This window comes from Nocardia sp. CA-151230 (genome assembly GCF_050942175.1).
Taxonomy (GTDB): domain Bacteria; phylum Actinomycetota; class Actinomycetes; order Mycobacteriales; family Mycobacteriaceae; genus Nocardia.
This window is the reverse complement of the sequence record NZ_CP192061.1, coordinates 6,964,023-6,982,605: the sequence shown is the minus strand read 5'-3', so window position 1 is coordinate 6,982,605 and position 18,583 is coordinate 6,964,023. Positions and strand designations below refer to the sequence as shown.

14 protein-coding genes and 1 tRNA gene are annotated in these 18,583 nt (G+C 66.2%); 11 read left to right on the top strand and 4 right to left on the bottom strand.

Annotated features, from left to right (window positions below):
* Positions 1 to 28: 28 nt before the first annotated feature.
* The 5 genes from ACQP1O_RS32910 (at position 29) to ACQP1O_RS32890 (ending at position 6,880) form a co-directional block, all read left to right on the top strand.
* Positions 29 to 820 (top strand): N-acetylmuramoyl-L-alanine amidase, encoded by a 792-nt coding sequence (locus ACQP1O_RS32910; RefSeq protein WP_433562264.1) that lies wholly within the window; start codon positions 29 to 31, stop codon positions 818 to 820.
* 125 nt (positions 821 to 945) lie between these two features.
* A complete protein-coding gene (locus tag ACQP1O_RS32905) occupies positions 946 to 2,901 on the top strand; it encodes an amino acid transporter (RefSeq protein ID WP_433562263.1) in 1,956 nt (651 codons plus the stop codon).
* 174 nt (positions 2,902 to 3,075) lie between these two features.
* On the top strand, positions 3,076 to 3,981 hold the full coding sequence (locus tag ACQP1O_RS32900; protein ID WP_433562262.1) for a metal-dependent hydrolase: 906 nt from the start codon (positions 3,076 to 3,078) through the stop codon (positions 3,979 to 3,981).
* Complete coding sequence (locus ACQP1O_RS32895) at positions 3,978 to 5,087, top strand: PDR/VanB family oxidoreductase (protein ID WP_433562261.1); 1,110 nt, start codon at positions 3,978 to 3,980, stop codon at positions 5,085 to 5,087. Before ACQP1O_RS32900 ends, ACQP1O_RS32895 begins: the two co-directional genes overlap by 4 nt.
* 23 nt (positions 5,088 to 5,110) lie before the next feature.
* On the top strand, positions 5,111 to 6,880 hold the full coding sequence (locus ACQP1O_RS32890) for an SDR family oxidoreductase (RefSeq protein ID WP_433567877.1): 1,770 nt from the start codon (positions 5,111 to 5,113) through the stop codon (positions 6,878 to 6,880).
* A gap of 442 nt (positions 6,881 to 7,322) precedes the next feature.
* On the opposite strand, the gene ACQP1O_RS32885 is transcribed toward ACQP1O_RS32890, so the two are convergent.
* The 3 genes from ACQP1O_RS32885 to ACQP1O_RS32875 form a co-directional block, all read right to left on the bottom strand.
* Positions 7,323 to 7,808, bottom strand: coding sequence for a hypothetical protein (locus ACQP1O_RS32885; protein WP_433562260.1), 486 nt, complete (start codon positions 7,806 to 7,808; stop codon positions 7,323 to 7,325).
* A gap of 107 nt (positions 7,809 to 7,915) precedes the next feature.
* A complete protein-coding gene (locus ACQP1O_RS32880; protein WP_433562259.1) occupies positions 7,916 to 8,962 on the bottom strand; it encodes a TerC/Alx family metal homeostasis membrane protein in 1,047 nt (348 codons plus the stop codon).
* A 191-nt stretch (positions 8,963 to 9,153) separates the two neighbouring features.
* Positions 9,154 to 9,582 carry a nitroreductase/quinone reductase family protein gene (locus ACQP1O_RS32875; protein ID WP_433562258.1) on the bottom strand — a complete coding sequence of 143 codons (429 nt, stop codon included), beginning with the start codon at positions 9,580 to 9,582 and terminating at the stop codon, positions 9,154 to 9,156.
* Between the two features lie 133 nt (positions 9,583 to 9,715).
* On the opposite strand from ACQP1O_RS32875, the gene ACQP1O_RS32870 reads away from it, so the two are divergent.
* From ACQP1O_RS32870 to ACQP1O_RS32850, 5 genes are all read left to right on the top strand, one after another.
* Complete coding sequence (locus ACQP1O_RS32870; protein ID WP_433562257.1) at positions 9,716 to 10,093, top strand: DUF4234 domain-containing protein; 378 nt, start codon at positions 9,716 to 9,718, stop codon at positions 10,091 to 10,093.
* A gap of 72 nt (positions 10,094 to 10,165) precedes the next feature.
* A tRNA-Ile gene (locus ACQP1O_RS32865) sits at positions 10,166 to 10,239 on the top strand.
* Positions 10,240 to 10,658: 419 nt separating this feature from the next.
* Positions 10,659 to 12,005, top strand: a complete 1,347-nt coding sequence (locus ACQP1O_RS32860) for a serine hydrolase domain-containing protein (protein ID WP_433562256.1) — start codon at positions 10,659 to 10,661, stop codon at positions 12,003 to 12,005.
* Positions 12,006 to 13,073: 1,068 nt separating this feature from the next.
* Positions 13,074 to 13,910, top strand: coding sequence for a class I SAM-dependent methyltransferase (locus ACQP1O_RS32855; protein WP_433562255.1), 837 nt, complete (start codon positions 13,074 to 13,076; stop codon positions 13,908 to 13,910).
* 555 nt (positions 13,911 to 14,465) lie between these two features.
* A complete protein-coding gene (locus ACQP1O_RS32850; protein ID WP_433562254.1) occupies positions 14,466 to 16,355 on the top strand; it encodes a glycoside hydrolase family 5 protein in 1,890 nt (629 codons plus the stop codon).
* A gap of 83 nt (positions 16,356 to 16,438) precedes the next feature.
* On the opposite strand, the gene ACQP1O_RS32845 is transcribed toward ACQP1O_RS32850, so the two are convergent.
* A complete protein-coding gene (locus ACQP1O_RS32845) occupies positions 16,439 to 16,825 on the bottom strand; it encodes a type II toxin-antitoxin system Phd/YefM family antitoxin (RefSeq protein ID WP_433562253.1) in 387 nt (128 codons plus the stop codon).
* A 481-nt stretch (positions 16,826 to 17,306) separates the two neighbouring features.
* Between ACQP1O_RS32845 and ACQP1O_RS32840 the strand changes: the two genes are divergently transcribed.
* Positions 17,307 to 18,557 carry a PucR family transcriptional regulator gene (locus ACQP1O_RS32840; RefSeq protein WP_433562252.1) on the top strand — a complete coding sequence of 417 codons (1,251 nt, stop codon included), beginning with the start codon at positions 17,307 to 17,309 and terminating at the stop codon, positions 18,555 to 18,557.
* Positions 18,558 to 18,583: the final 26 nt, after the last annotated feature.

Genomic DNA, 18,583 nt, shown 5'->3' with positions numbered 1-18,583 from the left:
TCGTGATTCAACCGTTATCGTTTGTGCCGTGCGACACCGAACCTGGAAGTCCCTCGCGGCCCTCTGCGGCGTCCTGCTGATCGCGGGCACCGGCCAGAGCCTCGCCGCCGCACCGGTTTCGGGGTCGCTCGCGCACCCGGCGCCGGAAGCCCCTGTCCGCCCGTTGTTTCCGATCGCCGGCCAGACCGTGGTCCTCGATCCCGGCCACAACGGCGGCGGCGCGGCCCACACCGACGAGATCAATGCCCAGGTGCCCGACGGACGCGGCGGCGTGAAGCCCTGCAACACCACCGGCACCAGCGGCGACGACGGCTATACCGAGCACGAATTCAATTGGGATGTGGCCCAGCGCGTCCGCGACCTGCTCAGCGCCCGCGGCTACCAGGTGATCATGAGCCGTGACAGCGACACCGGCGTCGGCCCGTGCGTGAACGACCGCGGCACCCTCGGCAATCGGGTCGGCGCGGCGGCCGTGGTCTCCATCCACGCCGACGGCGCGCCCGCGGGCGCGCACGGCTTCCACGTCGCCTACTCCTCGCCCGCGCTGAACGACGCCCAGTCCGGGCCGTCGGTGCAGCTGGCCACCACCCTGCGCGACACCATGGTCGGCGCGGGCTTCACCACTTCCACCTATGTCGGCTCGGACGGGCTGAACCCGCGGGCCGATCTGGCCGGGCTGAATTTCTCCGAGCGCCCGACCGCCCTCGTCGAGTGCGGGAACATGCGAGATCCCGGCGACGCCGCGGTCATCGAATCACCGGATGGCCGCGCGCGATTCGCGCAGGCCATCGCCACCGCCATCGCGGCCTATCTGGGCTAGCACACCGGACTGAACAGCGCATGGCGCGGGCACTGTCGGCGCCCGATTTGCCGTGAGTACATTCGTCACGTCATTTACCGACCGATTTCGGGAAACCGGACCCACAGAGTTCCGGGGAGGACTCCTTGACCACCACCGAGGCACAGCCGCGCTCGCGCTTTGCGAACTGGCTACTAGAGGACGCGGGTGAGCATCACTCGCAGATTCAGGGGCCGATGGCCAAGAAGGCTCCCAAGGAGCATCAGCATTCCTGGTGGAAGGTCATGTGCCTGACCGGTGTCGACTACTTCTCGACACTCGGTTACCAGCCCGGCATCGCGGCCCTGGCCGCCGGCGTGCTGTCGCCGCTGGCGACCATCGTGCTGGTCGCGCTCACGCTCCTCGGCGCGCTCCCGGTGTACCGCCGGGTGGCCAGGGAGAGCCACAACGGCGGCGGTTCGATCGCCATGTTCGCCAACTTCCTGCCGAATTGGTGGGGCAAGATCTTCATCCTGGTGCTGCTGGGCTTCGCGGCCACCGACTTCACCATCACCATGACGCTGTCGGCCGCCGACGGTGCGGCCCACATCGTCGAGAACCCGTACGTGCCCGGGTTCCTGCAGGACCAGAACATGACCATCACCCTGGTCCTGCTGGCGCTGCTGGCGGCGGTGTTCCTCAAGGGCTTCAGTGAGGCCATCGGCATTGCGGTCGGTCTGGTCGGCGCGTATCTGGCGCTGAATCTGGTGGTCGCCGCGGTCGGCATCGTCAAGGTGCTGCAGGCGCCGCACCTGGTGACCGACTGGTCGCATCTGCTCACGGCCAAGCACGGCAATATCTTCGCCATGATCGGCGTGGCGCTGCTGGTCTTCCCGAAGCTGGCGCTGGGTCTGTCCGGCTTCGAGACCGGTGTCGCGGTCATGCCGCAGATCAAGGGCGATCCGGCCGACTCCAAGGAATACCCGCGCACCCGGATCAACGGCACCCGCAAGCTGCTGACCACCGCCGCGCTCATCATGAGCGGGTTCCTCATCGTCACCAGCTTCATCACCACCATCCTCATTCCGGAGAAGGAGTTCGAGGAGGGCGGGCAGGCCAACGGCCGCGCGCTGGCCTACCTGGCGCATGAGTACCTGGGCAATGGGTTCGGCACGGTCTACGACGTCAGCACCATCGCCATCCTCTGGTTCGCGGGCGCGTCGGCCATGGCGGGCCTGCTCAATCTGGTGCCGCGTTACCTGCCGCGCTTCGGTATGGCTCCCGAATGGGCGCGCCAGATCCGGCCGCTGGTCCTGGTTTTCGCGCTGGTGTCCTTCGCCATCACCTGGTACTTCGACGCGAGCGTCGACGCGCAGGGTGCGGCGTACGCGACCGGTGTGTTGGTGCTGATCACCTCCGCAGCCGTGGCGGTGACCATTTCTGCCTGGCGCAAGCAGCAGTACTCGCGTGTGCTGGGCTTCGGTGTGGTGTCGCTGATCTTCGTCTACACCACCATCGACAACATCATCGAGAAGCCGGCCGGTCTGCATCTGGCCATCCTGTTCGTGGTGGCGATCATGGTGGTGTCGTTCGCCTCGCGCATCCGCCGAGCCTTCGAGCTGCGGGCCGTCGAGGTGATCTTCGACGAGAAGGCCTGCCGGATGATCGACCAACTGGCCGAGCGTGGCGAGATCCGCATCGTCACCCACGACATCACCGACGGCCGCTCGCCCGAGGAGTACGCGGAGAAGGAAGCCGATCAGCGGCGCGAGAGCCACATACCGGAGTCGGAGCCCATCCTCTTCCTCGAGGTCATCGTGAAGGACCCGTCGGAGTTCAGCACCACGCTGCATGTGACCGAGGTGGACGTGGACGACTATCACATCCTCACCGTCGAGGCCGCGGCCGTGCCGAACTGCATCGCGTCCATCCTGATCGCGATCCGCGACCGCACCGGTGAGTGCCCGCACGTGTACTTCGAATGGACCGAGGGCAATCCGCTGGTCAATCTGGTGCGCTTCATGTTCTTCGGTGAGGGCGAGGTCGCCCCCGTAACCCGCGAGATCCTCCGCCGCGCCATCCCGCGCCGCTCCCAGCGTCCCCACGTCCACGTCGACAGCTAGCTCCGCACGAGGGAGCTCTCACCGCGGGGAATCTGGCGAATTTCCGCAGTGAGAGCTCCCTTGTCGTTTCGTACAGGGCAGGGCCCGCATTTTTAGGTGTAACTCAGGGTTTCATGCATGCGTAGAATATTGCTACGCTCACGCAGCAAAAGCGATACGAGACCAGGAGTACCGATGAAGCTACTTCCGAAGCTGGGCCGCCGACCGGTGACCGAACCCGGAGAGGTAGCCCTGCATGCCCGGAATGTGCAGTTCGATTGGTCCCGGACCGAACCGGTCTGGATGAAGCGGGAACCGATCGCCTCTCACGTCCTCAATGCCCTGAGCATGCTGCTGCCAGAAGGCGAGCGCATGTTCCTGGTGACCTTCGGTGAAGCCCTCGAACTGGTCAAGGACGAGAAGCTGCGGGAGGCCATGATCGGCTTCATCGGGCAGGAGTCCATGCACGCCGAGAGTCACCACGGTGCGCTCGAAGCGGTGCTCGAGGCCCACGGCATCGATGTGGAACCGTATGTGCGGCAGGCGGAATTCCTCTTCCGCAAGACCCTGGGCCCGCGGACCGAGGGCACCCCGGCCGCGCGGCAGCAGCAGCTGGTCGAGCGGCTCGGCGTCATCGCCGCGCTCGAGCACTTCTTCGCCTTCCTCGGCGACTGGGTCATCAACGCCGACCTCGAGCAGTTCGACGCCGACCCGCAGATGCTGGACCTGTTCCGCTGGCACGGCGCTGAAGAGGTCGAGCACCGCATGGTCGCCCATGATGTGGCCGAGTACCTCAAGGTGGGCTATGTGCGCCGCGGCGCGCTCATGCTGATGGTGTTCCCGATCTTCATCGCCCTGCTGTTGCGCGGCAGCAAGTTCCTGGTGCACGCCGATCCGTCGCTGCCCAACCACCGCTATCCCATGCTGATCGCGCGGATCTTCGCCGCCATGTGGCGCGGTTCGCTGCCCGGGATTCCCGCGCTGCTGGTGAGCGCGCTGTCCACCTTCAAGCCGGGCTACAGCCCGGAGGGCGTCGGCTCGACCGCGCAAGCGGTGGCCTACCTGGCGCAGTCCCCGGCTGCCCGGGCGCTGGCCTCGTGAGCGCGATCCGACCCGTTCCGGTAGTGCCGCCGCAGGACCTGTTCGGCAAGGGGCGCGCGGACCGGACCACCCGGGTACTGGACTTCATCGCCGAAAGCCGTTTGCGCTGGAGTACTTTCGTGAACCGGCGCGAACCCGACGCGCGGGTGAACGACTGGCGGATCCCGCTGGTGGTGGCCGAACGCCGCGTCGAGGCGCACGACACCGACGTGATCAGCCTGCTGATGACCGCGCCCGACGGTCGCGCGCTGCCCGAATGGCGGCCCGGCGCGCACCTGGATCTCGAATTGCCCTCGGGGAAGGTGCGCCAGTACTCGCTGTGCGGCGACCCGGCCGACCGGCACGCGTATCGCGTTGCGGTGCGGCGCATTCCGGACGGCAACGGCGGCTCGCTCGAGGTGCACGAGGAGCTCTCGGTCGGCACTCCGGTCACCGTGCGGGGGCCGCGCAATGCCTTCCCGTTCGTGCTGCCCGGGTACGGATCCTCCGCCGCACGAGTGCATTTCGTGGCGGGCGGCATCGGCATCACGCCGATCCTGCCGATGATCCGGATGGCCGACCGGCTGGGCGTGGAGTGGAGCATGGTGTACGCCGGGCGGTCCCGCGACACCATTCCGTTCCTGTCGGAGGTGGAGTCGTTCGGCTCGCGCGTGACCGTGCGCACCGATGACGAGCACGGCATTCCCACGGCCGCGGAGCTGCTGCCGGGCGTCGGTCCCGACACCTCCGTCTACTGCTGCGGGCCGGTCGTGATGACCCAGCTCATCGCCGACGCCGTGCGCGAAATGCCCGGCGTGGAACTGTATTCCGAGCGCTTCTCGCCACCGCCGGTGGTGAACGGCACCGCCTTCCAGGTGGAGCTGGCCCGCACCGGCGAGGTCCTCGACGTGCCCGCCGACAAGTCGGTGCTCGAGGAAGTGCTGAAGACCCGTCCGGACTCGTCGTATTCGTGCCGGCAGGGCTTCTGCCGCACCTGCGTGGTGCGGGTGCGCTCCGGCGAGGTCGACCATCGCGACACCGTGCTCACCGACGCCGAGCGCGCGGCCGGCGACATGCTCATCTGTGTATCCCGTTGCGGCGGGGACCGTTTGGTGCTGGACATCTAGCGCCGTCTCTCAACGAGGAGAAGATCGTGACCGATCAACCCACCGTCATCCCCGCCGCCGAACGCCTGGTGCGCAGCGGTGAATTCGACATCGCCGTCTACGAATACGGTGAGCCCTCGGCAGAAACCATTGTGCTGGTGCACGGCTGGCCGGACGACAACCATCTGTGGGACCGGGTGGTGCCGCTGCTGGCCGACCGCTTCCACGTGGTCACCTACGACACCCGCGGGCACGGTCGTTCCACCCGCACCGACCGCACCGAGGACTACCGGCTCGAGCACTTCGCGGTCGACTTCTTCGCCGTGGCCGACGCGGTGAGTCCCGATGCGCCCGTGCACATCCTGGCCCACGACTGGGGTTCGGTGCAGATGTGGGAGGCGGTCTGCGAGCCGCAGGCCGCCGGGCGGGTCGCCTCGTTCACCTCGGTGTCCGGACCCAACCTGGACCACCTGGGCGCGTGGGTGCGGTCGAGCCTGTCGCGCGGCAAGGTGTGGGGGCCGTTCACCCAGCTGCTGTCCTCGGCCTACACCGGGCTGTTCATGACGCCGGGCGTGCCGCGGGTGGTGCTCAAGCCGCTGGGCACCGAGAAGATGTGGTCGCGTTTCGTCGGGCTGATGAACGAGACCTCGCCGGCGAACATCAAGCTCGGGCCGGAGTTCCGGCGCGACTTCTTCGACGGTATGCGCATCTACCGTGCCAATATCCTGCAGCGCCTGGGCGATCCGCGGGAACGCCGCACCGAGGTGCCGGTGCAGCTGATCATCGCGCGCCGCGACGTCGCGGTGCGGCCGGCCGGTTACGACGACACCAAGGACTGGGCGCCCAACCTGTACCGGCGCGAGGTCGGCGGCGGGCACTGGCTGCCGTTCTCGCACCCGGAGCTGCTGGCCACCTCCACCGTCGAGCTCATCGACTCGCTGCGGACCGGGGACTCGCCACGCACCCTGCGCCGTGCCGAAGCCGGTCGGGGCCAGCGGCCTTTCGAGCACCAGCTGCTGGTGATCACCGGCGGCGGCAGCGGCATCGGGCGCGAGACGGCGCTCGCCTTCGCCCGCAAGGGCGCGGAAGTCGTGCTCTCCGATATCAACCTGGACTCGGCCAAGGAGACCGCGGATCTCATTGCCGCCGAAGGCGGTGTCGCACACGCCTACCAGCTCGACGTCTCCAATGACGTAGCGGTCGCCGAGCACGCGGCCGCGGTCATCGCCACGCACGGTGTCCCCGACATTTTGATCAACAATGCCGGTGTCGGCGCGGCGGGCGACTTCTTCGACACTCCCGCAACCGAATTCGACCGGGTCCTCAATATCAACCTGCACGGCGTCATCAACGGGTGCCGCGCGTTCGGCAAGGCCATGGCCGATCGCGGCCTCGGCGGCAGCATCGTCAACCTCTCCTCGATGGCCGCCTACACCCCCCAGCGCGGTTTCGCCGCCTACTCCACCTCGAAGTCGGCGGTCTTCATGTTCTCCGACTGCCTGCGGGCCGAACTGGCGGGCAAGGGCATCGGCGTCCACACCATCTGCCCCGGCATCGTCCACACCAATATCGTTGCCACCACCCGCTTCTCGGGTGTCTCCGCCGAGGAGGAGGCCGCCAAGCAGCAGCGCTACGACAAGCTCTACGCCGCCCGCCGCTACGGCCCGGAGAAGGTCGCCGCCCAGATCGTCAAGGCCGTCGAGCAGGGCCGCGACGTCGTCCCGGTCACCCCCGAGGCCTGGCTCCAGTACCGCTTCAACCGCTTCGCCCCGGCCGTCGCCCGCTTCTTCGCGGCGCGGGTGAAGCTGACGTAGCGGGTACCCACTGTCGTGGGGGCTCACAACGGCGGTGAGCCCCCCAGAAGATGGGTTTGTCGGACCGATTCTCCCCGGCGTAGCTTTCGGCTATATCTCGCGGTCGGAGGGGCCGTGAGGCGGGGGAGGAGGCCGACCATGGTTGGCGGAATATTCTGTGTCGCCATTGTGATCGCTCTGGTTGTCGTGGCGGTTGTCGCTACCCGGAGCGAACGTGATCGTCGCCGTGGAAGTCGCAGCAGGAGTTGGGGATACGGCTCGGATGGCGGCGGCGGTTCGAGCGGCGGTGGATGGGCCGACGGGGGCGGCGGCCACGGCCATGGGTGCGGCGGTGGGCACAGCGGTTGCGGCGGTGGCAGCAGCTGCGGCGGCGGTGGTTGCGGAGGTGGTGGTTGCGGCGGCGGCAGTTAGCCGGCCGCAGCGACACCGGCCCGAGCGGCGGTCAGCCCGCCCGTAGCGCCGCCTCGATGGAGTGGACCCGCTCCGATGGGATGCCCCACGGATGGTCCACTCCCACAACGGTATCCAGGTCCCACAGCACGCATTTCTCGCCCGGTCGCGCCACGAACGACCAGGCGACCACCGTGCGTCCCAATTGCTCCGCCATCGGGTCACCCGAACCCGTGCCCTCGCCGTCGGGGAAGTGATGCAGAAACCGGCCATACGCGCTGTCGCACAACCGCGCATACCGCTTCGTGCACAGGATGAGCCCGTGCCAGGCCTCGTCCACCGCATGCGAGGGCATGCCGATCACCCGATCGTCGCGCATCGCCGCCCCGCAGCAGCGCAACCATTGCCGCAGACCGGTTTCCACCAGCTCGCGCGGCTGCCACGGACAGGTCTTGAACACCGCCTCCGGAAGTTCCAGCGCATCCACGGTGCGATTGACCTGCTCGAGCCGAGGGGGCTGGGAACGGTGCAGCAGCATGGTTTCACGCTACGTCGATAGCGGTGCGGTTCGCGAGCGTTCTTCGCCGGTTCCTGTGCATGAGCAGGGCCCCTGATGAGTAGCCATCAGGGGCCCTGCCGTGCGGCTCACTGCGCGTCGACCGCGGGCTCCTCGGTGTGTCCCTTGTCGCCGCGGGTGGAGCGGAGGCTGGTGAAGGTGACCGCCGCGAGCACCACCACGATCACCAGTAGCGAGGCGGCCGTGGGGATCTGGGGTACACCGCTCCAGATGCCGTGCGCCCAGTGCAGGACCAGTTTCACGCCGATGAAGGCGAGGATGGCGGCCAGGCCGTAGGCCAGGTGCACGAGCCGGGAGAGCGCGGCGTGCAGGACGAAATACAGTGCGCGCAAACCGAGTAGCGCGAAGGCGTTGGTGGCGAACACCAGGAACGGGTCGCCGGTGACGCCGTACACCGCGGGCACCGAGTCGACGGCGAAGACGATATCGGTGGCCATGACCGCGCCGACCACCAGCGCCAGCGGGGTGAGGGTGCGACGGAACCTGCCCGGCCGGGCCGGGTCCGCCTCGCGGACCACCATCTTGGTGCCGCGGTAGTCGTCGGTGACGGGCCAGATGCGGCGCAGCAGGCGCACCGACTTCATGTTGGCGGCATCGAGTTCCTGCGCGTGGCCGCCGGCCGCGTCGGCCAGCAGCTTCACCGCGGTCACCAGCAGGATCATGCCGAACAGCAGGAACGCCCAGTCCAGGGTGGCGAGGGCGGCCGCACCGAGCGCGATGAAGATGCCGCGCAGCACCAACGCGCCCGCGATGCCGTACAGCAGCACTCGCTGCGCCAGCGCCGCCGGGACCGCGAAGGCGGACAGCAGCAGCATGAAGATGAACAGGTTGTCCACCGACAGCGATTTCTCCAGCAGGTAGCCGGTGAAGAACTCCACGGCCGGGGTGCCGCCGTTGTTGAACCACAGGAACATGCCGAAGGCGATGGGCAGGGCGATGTAGAAGGCCGTCCAGGCGATGGCCTCGCGCATGGACACCTCGTGCGGGCGGCGGGTGAGCGCGAAGTCGAAGATCAGCAGCGCCAGCACCGCGGCGATCGTCCCGCCCCACAGCCAGGGCGTACCGACGCTGTTGATGGCGGTGGAACTCGCGAGAACGGACAGGGTAGGACTCATGGGACCTCCTCGGGCAGGGTAAACCAGCCGAGGTCTCCTTCACCTGCGTCGTCGAATGCCACAGCCGCAGGCAACCATCCGGGGGACGCGTCGGCGCGACCCGTACTGACCGGAGTGATTCGTGGGAAGTACTCCCCTCAGGTCAGGAAGGATAGTCGACCCTTACCTGCGAGGTCCACTCGACCCGGGTGTCAGCGCGGTGTGAGCACCACCACGGCGATCGGACGCGAGGTCATCGTCTGGTACTGGGTGTAGCGGCCCTGGTTCACCTTGTCGACGATCCGGAAGCGACGTGTGTACTCCGGATCGTCCGGATAGGTGGCCTGTGCGGTGACCGGAATCCGCTTGGTGCCGATCTGAATGTCACAGTCCGCCTTGGCCTTCACATTGGCCAGCCAGCCCGGCGGCCTGGGCGACCCGCCATTGGACGCGGTGACCAGGTAGTCCTTGCCGTCCTGCGCGTAGGTGAGCGCATTGGTGCGCTCCTTGCCGGTCTTGCGGCCGACCGTGCGCAGCAGCAGCGTCGGGTTGCCGAACAGCAGCTTGTGCCCGACCAGGCCGTTGCTGTTCTCGTAGATCCACTGATGTGCCTTCAGCACGTTCGCGAACAGACTCGCCATCGTGTTCCTCCCTGCGGTCGTGGACTGCCCCAGATTAACGCTTCACGATCCGGTCACGATCTTGTGGATACGTTTCCCGAGCCGGTTCCCCCCGGGATTCCGAAAACTGCACGACAACAAAAGGATTCATCGCATGACCACCGCTCTTGCCACGCCGATCAAGCCCCGCAACCCGGTGCTGGTGTGGCTGGTCTGGCCCCTCATCACCCTCGGCATCTACTTCTTCGTCTGGTACTACAAGATCCACAAGGAGATGGCCGAACTCCGCCGCGACCCCGAGGCCCCGGTCGCGGGCCCCCTCCTGGTCATGCTCTTCCTCTCCTGGACCGGCATCGCCGCCATCATCAGCTTCTGGCGCACCGGCACCCGAATCCGCCAATCCCAGGAAGCCGCCGGCCTCGAAGGCACCTGCAACCCCATCCTCGGCTTCGTCCTGAACCTGATCCTCGGCCTCGGCGTCCTCTACTACCAGCTCGAACTCAACAAGATCGCCGACCGCGACGCCGCATAGCGAGTCCAACTGGGCATCGACCCTCCCGAGGCGGTAGCATCTCGCGGAGCCCGCAGTGATCTGAAGCGGTCGGGGGCGGTAGCTCAGTCGGTTAGAGCCGTGGACTCATAATCCATTGGTCGCGGGTTCGAGCCCCGCCCGCCCCACAACTCCCCTTTCACCTGCGGACACTCCGCCGGGCTGATGGTCGCCTGCGGCTTCGCCCTGCTCTCCGAATCCAGTCCCCCCGTCGCCGGCCGCGATGCCGCACCCACACCTCCGGTTGTGGTCGACGTTCCCGCACAGACCGCGCCCGGCACAGTTCCGGCCGCGGCGGCAGGCCGCCGCATCCGTCAGCGCGGTAAGCCCCGTATGACAGCCCTGAAGCGTTTTGCTGGGGGTGTCCTCGGGTCGGAATTGCATGCGCGACACCAGGATGCGACGCCGCGACAGCCCGACGCGACGGGCGTGATACCGGGCGACAGTCCTGCGACAGCCCGCGACAGCGACGATCCGATTACGCGCGACGAGCGCATCCTGGCGTTGCATGCCGCTCTGGCGCTGTCGGGGGCGATAGCCTCCAGCTATGGGTCGCATCTACAGATTCCTGGCCGGAACTGCGGCGATATCAATGGTCGCTGTGAGCGTTTTCGCCGGGGGTGCGCAGTCCGCGCCCGCCGAGCAGCTGTCGTGTGAGGTGTCGTCCGGGCGGAACCCGGAACGGGCGGCTCCGGAACAGGTTGGACTAAATTCGGGACTGCTCGCGGACGCCTTGACGTTCGCCAGTGGGCGTAATCGGTTGAATGTGCAGGTGTTCCGGCACAACTGCCTGATCGGTGAGGGGCCGGCAAACGACGAGACCGGCAATGTCGCGTGGAATATCTGGAGTGCGACGAAGAGCGTTGTCTCCCTGCTCGCCGGAATAGCCTGGGATCAGGGGAAACTCGATCTCGAGGCGCCGATCGATCGGTATCTGCCGCCCGGACTCGGTGATGAGCAGCATCGGTCGATCACCGTGGAGAATCTGCTGACCGAATCGTCCGGCCTGGCGGCGGATATACTTACCGAGGGTGTCACCGGGGTGATTTCGATCGATCCGAATAGTGCCGTGCAGGCGCTCGGGGTACCGTTGAACAATCCGCCGGGTGCGGTATTCAGCTACAGCGAGCGCGATGTCGATCTGCTCGCCTATGTCATCGAGTTGGCCGTCGGCGAGCCGTTGCAGCAGTTCGCGCAGCGTGAGCTTTTCGATCCGCTCGGCATCGAACGCGGTGATTATTACTGGGCGCGCGATCGCGCCGGGCACACCTACGGATATGCACATCTGATGATCCCGCCGAACAATTTCGCGAAGCTCGGTCTGCTGATGAGCAATAACGGGCGCTGGGGCACACGGCAACTCGTATCCGAGACTTATCTGCGCATGGCACGCCAGCCGTCACCAGCGAACAAGTGCTTTGGCTACCTGCTCTGGATCGGCCTCGGATGCGAAGAGTCCCAGGACTTCCAGCCCGCTGACGTGTATTTCATGGTCGGACTCGGCATGCAGAACGTCTTCATCGTGCCGAGCCTGGATTTGACGGTGGTGTGGACCGGAGTCTTCGGAAGTGTCAGCAACCAGGGCATTGTGGAGGCTCTGCAGGACACCGCGGAGCTGCCGCACGAATTCTTCCGCAGATTGTTCGCGGCATTCCAAGACCATCTGGTGCCCGATCCCGGTCCGTATGTCGAACCGCCGCTGCGCGCGGATCCGAGCCACGTGGATACGGATCTGCTGATCGGGGTCTTCGGCGTCGGGCCTGCGGCATATCCGGGCTGCAATGTCTTCAGCTGCCTGAACTACCCGTTGGCAGCGCCGTTCGCGGATACCCCGCCGGGCTGCGTCATTCAAGCCTGCCTCGGTCCGGACCCGCGCACGCCCGGCATCCGCTGAATCACATGCCGAAGAAAGGGATATCGCCTTCCTTCGCGCCGTACGCGAATAAATGGTCACCCACTGTTGTGGTCCCCAACCTCGACACACTGGCGGTGCCGCGATGAGCATCCGTCTGGTGCAGCCAGCCTCTGTTCACTCGCCAACTGATCCCCTTCCTTACAAGCTTCCACCAATGGTCACGCCGTAACGGCCTGTTGAAGCTTACGGGTTTCGGGGATCGGTCTGGGCGGTTCAGCGTTGATCAACTGTCGGAAATCCTCAAGATACTGCTCGGCCTCGAGGTCGCGCTCGATTGCGGGAAATAATGCGTGGGCTATCAGCTTGCGATCTGCGATGTCTGTTTTGTGATCCTTTGCAAGATATCCGATGTACCGGTATCCAAGGTGCTTTCTTCCGGTGTCCTTCGGAGATTCTTCAAGTGTTTCGGGAATGCCTTCGTAAAGCTGACTCGCCAGCCCCTGGACTTTCTCGAAGTCGACGTACTTGCGGGTTCGAGCCTCGCCCGCCCCGCAAACCCGCTTTCATCTGCGGATACTCCGCCTCGTTCTGTCCCCCACCACAGGGTGGGCATCGGACCTGAAATCCGGACGGCTGCCGGAGTCGTGCGCGGCGGGTGGGGAAAGCCTTGTAGTGGTCTTCCGGGTATCCGCTATTGGGCCCCTGTAGCTTCGCGGAAAATCGGGCAAGTATGCCGTAATCCATTGGATAGCAATGATTTACGGTTGAACCATGATTTCGACGAAAGCTGGTTTCGTCGGGCTATTGCATCGGATACGAACTCGGGACGGGGCGCACATCGACCGGTTCGGGGGCAATTTCGGCTGCTGGCAGTGGATTTCGGATGCTGCGGCACTGGTGATGGTAGCGACCCCCGGTGCGTCGGAGGTGAGTGTGGCCCAGCTGCATGCGGATTCGTCCACCACTCGAATACGATGCGACGTTCTCGCATCAGTTGCGATTGATGGAAGGGTCGGCTTCGGGATTCCGGGGCCGTCTCATGGTTGGCGCCACGGGGTCGCCCTGGCAGTACACCAGGACTAACATTTGGGCACGAGGGGATGGGATATGACTCAGAACCTACCTGATATCGAGATGATCGCCGCGATGCCTCGTGGCGGTCCGGACGCGTCTTGGCTCGACCGGCGGCTACAGACCGGAAGGCTGGAATACCTCGACAGATACGACGTGCCCGAGCAGCGCAGGCAGAGGATCGTTACGTTCCTCGATCGAGTCGGAACACTGTTCGGTGACCACAACCGCAACGCGCAATTGGTCGTCGGACAGCTCACTGGCCTCCGCAATCCGCGGGTGCTCGAATTGGGTGCCGGTAACGGCGGGCTGGCGGCACGGGTGCTGGACCTGCACGGCACCGCGACGGTGACGGTGACGGATCTGGACCCGAAATCGGTTGCCTCGATCGAGGCAGGTCCCCTCGGTACCCACCCCCGTGCCACCACCAGGGTCGCCGACGCGACCGCCATCGACGCACCCGACCATAGCTACGACCTGGTCGTATTAGCGGCGTCCCTGCATCATCTCCCGCCCAGCCTCGCGTACCAGGCCATCGCCGAAGCCACCCGTGTCGGGAGGCGATTCCTCGTCATCGACGTGATGAGGCCGCCGGCGATTGCCTTGGCAGTGGTGCCGGTGCTCACCCTCATCCCCATGTTCTTGATCGTGATGGCCTTCTCCTCGCCGTTCGCGGTCGTCCCGATCCTGCACGACGCGTATATCAGCATGCTGCGCTCCTACAGCACATCGGCTTTCATCGCACTCGGCAGCGCGGCCGACCCCGCGATCACTGTCGATTTCCTGCCGGTCAAGGGGCAAGTGGCCGTGCTCTACACCAAGCCGTCGAACGGTCACTTCACCGGCCGTCGGTACGGGAGAGGAACGGCCTGAGCACCGGCGACGTGACCGCGGTGATGCTGGAGATCCTTGCCCCCTGATTGGGCCGTGGGGTCATGGAGGGTGCCTGGGCGAAGTCGAGAGGTGAAGTTGCCGATCGTGTGGGCAGCCGTGCGCATCGACGGCCAGCGACTGTTCCACCATGAGCCGACACCGTCGCCACCATCACCGACGCGCAGCTCCTCGACCGCGGACTCCGGCACCGGGCAAGCTTTCCACCTGGCTGGGTATTCGACCCGCGGCCGTCCGGCCGACAGCTCACCCTCCCCGAGCGAACACCACCTCGTACACGGATTCGGATCCGGTGATTGACAACGGCTGCTGGTGAATCCGCGGATGACAGTTGTTTCTGTTCCGGGCGGTCGGTCTCTAGCGTTTCCGGTGCGAGCGGCCTCCACCCCGCTCGCAACGCCTCGTCCCGCATGAGGCGATCCGGGTGCCGCCGCTCGTGTGGACCCTGACCCCTCGCGGTCGGCGGTACCCATCCCCTTGGTCATGCAACCGACATGCGTGCACGGTTGTCTGTCCCCGGATGAGGAACCCGAATTGATGTTGAATTCATGGCATTTCAGGCTGCGGCGATCGTGGCCCGCCGTCGCTGTCCTGCTGCTCGTCGCCGGATTGCTGGCTGTCCCAGCGATTCATTTCAGCCCGTCGGCGCATGCCGAGCCCGCAGGGATGAAGGGCCCGTTGAGTACCCGCGGCCGCTACATCGTCGACGCGGCCGGTAACCGGGTGAAGCTGAAGTCCGGCAATTGGCACGGCGCGAGCGGTACCTGGGAAGGCAGCGGCGACGACGAGGATCCGGCGAACAATTTCTCCCAGGAGATCGGACATCGCGCACCGCTCGGGCTGGACCGGTTGCCGCTGGACAAGATCGTCGCGGACTTCAAGGATCTGGGACTCAACAGCATTCGCCTGCCGTTCTCCAATGAGATGATCACCGACAGTCGTCCGGTCAAGGGACTCACGGCCAATCCAGGCCTGAACGGCCTGAAGCCGCTCGAGGTCTACGACCGCGCAGTTGCGGCGCTCACCGATGCCGGGCTGGGCGTCATCCTCAACAACCACACCACCTCCACCCGTTGGTGCTGTGCCGTCGACGGCAACGAGCGCTGGAATTCCGGGCAGGACACCGGAAAATGGGTGAACGACTGGGCCTTCATGGCTGCCCGCTACAAGGGCAATCCCGGTGTCATCGGCGCGGATCTGCGCAACGAGGTGCGGCGCGACACCTGGGACAACCCCAACTGGGGCATGGGCGACGACCACGACTGGGAGGCCGCCGCACATCAGGCCGGTGACCGAATTCTGAAGGACGCCAACCCGAATCTGCTCGTCATGATCGAGGGCATCAACTGGATGGGCATCCCCACCGATCTCACGTGGCACGAACGCCCCATACTGAAGCCGGTCCGGACGCTGTCGGAAACGCTCGTCCGATCCCACAAGCTCGTGTACGCGGCCCACTTCTACGGTTACATCGGACCGAACCACACCGGTGCGTCCGGGTTGGGCGAAACCCATGACGCCCGCTTCCGGGACATGTCCCGCGGCGATCTGTTCAACTCCATGGACGAGCTGGCCGGATACGTTGCCACCACACCCGACAAGCACTTCACCGCCCCGGTCTGGGTGAGCGAGTTCGGCATCGGTAAGGGCGCCCAGGGCGCCGACAAGGCGTGGTTCCCGAACATGGTCGACTACCTGATCGACCGTGACCTCGACTTCGCGTACTGGCCGATCGTCGGCTTCCAGCACCAGGACAAAGGCAACGACTGGGGCCTGCTGCGCTACGACACCGATGGCAGTAAACGCAGTATCACCGATTCCGACGACTGGCGGGGGCCGTACGTGCGGCGGCTGCTGGACGCGAACGGCAAGACCGGACAGGTCGAGTCGGTCCGCAGCTGGTCGATGCTCAATGCCATCCACGACGATGACAATGCCTCGCTGCGCGCCGCGAACGATTGGGATCCGGGCGCCCACAAGCTCGTCTGCCCGGACGACCAGCGCCTGATCGGCATCAGCTCGCGCGGTCAGGGCGGCCTGTGCACCGACGCCACCGAGGGCGATCTCTGGCAGCCCGGCACCTCGGCCACCAAGGTCTCCACCGAGAAGGTGACGACCGACTGGGCGAGCGGGTTCACCAAATACCAGTGCGCCGAAGGCCAATTCATGATCGGCTACAGCCTGCGCGGCGACGGCACCTCGGCCATTCTCTGCGCCCCCGCCCGGCGGCAGCTGGCGGGCGCCGACCGCACCGTGTGGGACGACCGCGGCGACAATCGACCGGCTTCAGGCGAGGGCGGCGATTACGCGAACGGCTATTACAAGGGCCAGTGCAACGCCGATGAGTACGCCGCCGGCATCGCTTTCTCCTGGGCCAACTCACGCGGTGGACACCCCGATGCCCTCTACTGCCGCAAGCTGAAATGAGCTCGGCGCGCGGACCGCGGCAGTGAGGTAAGTGATTGGCCCGTACCGGAAGTCCGGTGCGGGCCAATCACACTTCTCCCACCTCAATGAACCGAAACTCGACCATCGCGCAGCTCCGGAAGCGCCTGCCGCACCCACTCGTACGGCGCGATCACCGCAACGAATTGCATGGCCGAGCCGTCCTTGAACAGCGAGCCGTAGGGCTTCCGAATGAGCGTGTGCCGTCCGTGCATATGGGCCGCGGTACGGACGGCGCGCAGGCAACTGCGCACATCCGATGCGGCCCAGCACCGTTGATCCCTTTCGAGCACAGGGACTGTGGCGCCGCCGAGCAACCATTCCGCTTCGGACAGCAGCACCGCTTCGGGACGCCCATGCTGCAGGATGACGAATGCCTCGGCGCCCGTACGGGCTTCGGCCAGCACATCACGCCAGCTTGCGCGCAGTGTCGCCGTGTCGATGCTCTTCACGCTGTCCTGGAGATTCGGTTGGATTCGGGATTCTCACGCTAGGGCCGCACGCGTCGGCTGACCATGTGCCGTCACCACGAAATTGGCGCCAGCGCTCGGCTCCCCAGCACGACGGTCACCAACTTGCTGCCCTCGGTGGTCAGCCGCTCCGATCCGGCTCAACATGCGCTCTGGGCACGCCTCGCCGAAATCGCCGGGCTCTGATCCGCCCTGGGCTACCGTCACGCCGTCCGAACACCCGAGTGCGGAAACCTGCTGGTTGGCGGAGCATCTGTCCGACATTTTGCCCACGATTACGCGCGAGGCGACCGGCGCGGTGGCCTGCCTGTCGGCGGCCTGTGACCCCACGATCGCCGCGGGCCCTGACCTGCGGTCTCGATTCGGCGGGCTGCGATCCTGCCGGTTTGCGCGTGGCACGATCGATACTCACCGGTGAGGACCCGACCATGCCCCGCACCCGATCGGATAGGGAACACTCGAGATGGACAGCGCAATGTCGGCGATCGTGCGCGCCGTGACGCACGAGATGCTGGAACGGCGTGCGGAATTCGCGCAGGACCTGACCTCGGCGACGAGGGCGCGGATCAGTGTGCTGGACCGGGACGCCCGTATGCGCACGCTGCTCGAGGCGAGCATCACCGAGAACATCTTCGCGGTCATGCGTTACCTCGACGAGGAGAATCCCGCACCATCGGTCCAGGCGCCCGCGGCCGCGTTGGCGTATGCCCGACTGCTCGCTCAGCGCGATATCCCGCTGTCGGCACTGTTGCGGGCCTACCGGATCGGCCATACCCGATTGCTCGACACCGTGATGCAGCAGGTGCTCCGCACGTCCGGGGCGGACAGCGGGGTGGTGATCGCCCAATTGGTGAGCCGGTCCGCGATGTACGTCGACGCGGTGTGTGAGGAGGTCGCCCGCGCCTACGACGAGGAACGCACCCGGTGGGTGGACAGCCGGGTAGGGTTGCGCCGGCAGTGGGTGGAACGGGTGCTGGACGGGTCGGTCGCCGATGTGGCCGAAGCCGAGGAACTGCTGGAGTACTCGCTGGCCGGGAGGCATGTCGCCGTGGTCGCGTGGCTGCCGTCGGACGTGCCGAACTCGGTGGCGGCCACGGCATTCGACGAGCTGTGCTTACTGCTGCGCCGCGCGCTGCGGGCAGGCGAGCGGCCACTGCTGGTTCCGATCGACGACCACGAGGCGCGGATCTGGTTCGCGGTGACCTCGGCCGAACTCCCCGATACCGTCGAGATCAACGGCGCGATAGCCGATGTCGCCGCACCGGTGCGGGCGGCGGTAGGCGGTCCGTATTCCGGAGTGGACGGGTTCGGGCGCAGTCTGTCCGAGGCGGAGCGGGTCCGCGAGGTGTCGATAATGGCTGGTCCGAACGCACCGCGGGTGATCGCGCAGCATCAGGTGGCGGTACTGGCGATGCTGATCGGCGAACCGAATGCCCTGCGCGCCTTCGTCTCCTGCGCTCTGGGTGAGCTGGCTGTCGACTCCGAGCGGGCCGGCCGGCTGCGAGAGACCTTGCGGGTCTTTCTCCTGAACAATCGCAGCTATGCCGCGGCGGCGGCCGAATTGACCATGCATCGCAACACCGTTCAGTACCGCGTGCAGCAGGCGCTCGATCTGTGCAGCCACACCTTCGACGATCCCGCGCTCACGCTCGACCTGCAGGCGGCCCTGCACGCCGCGCACTGGCTGGGGTCGGCCGTACTACGGCCCGGATAGTCACCCGCCATCAAGGGCTTGTGCGC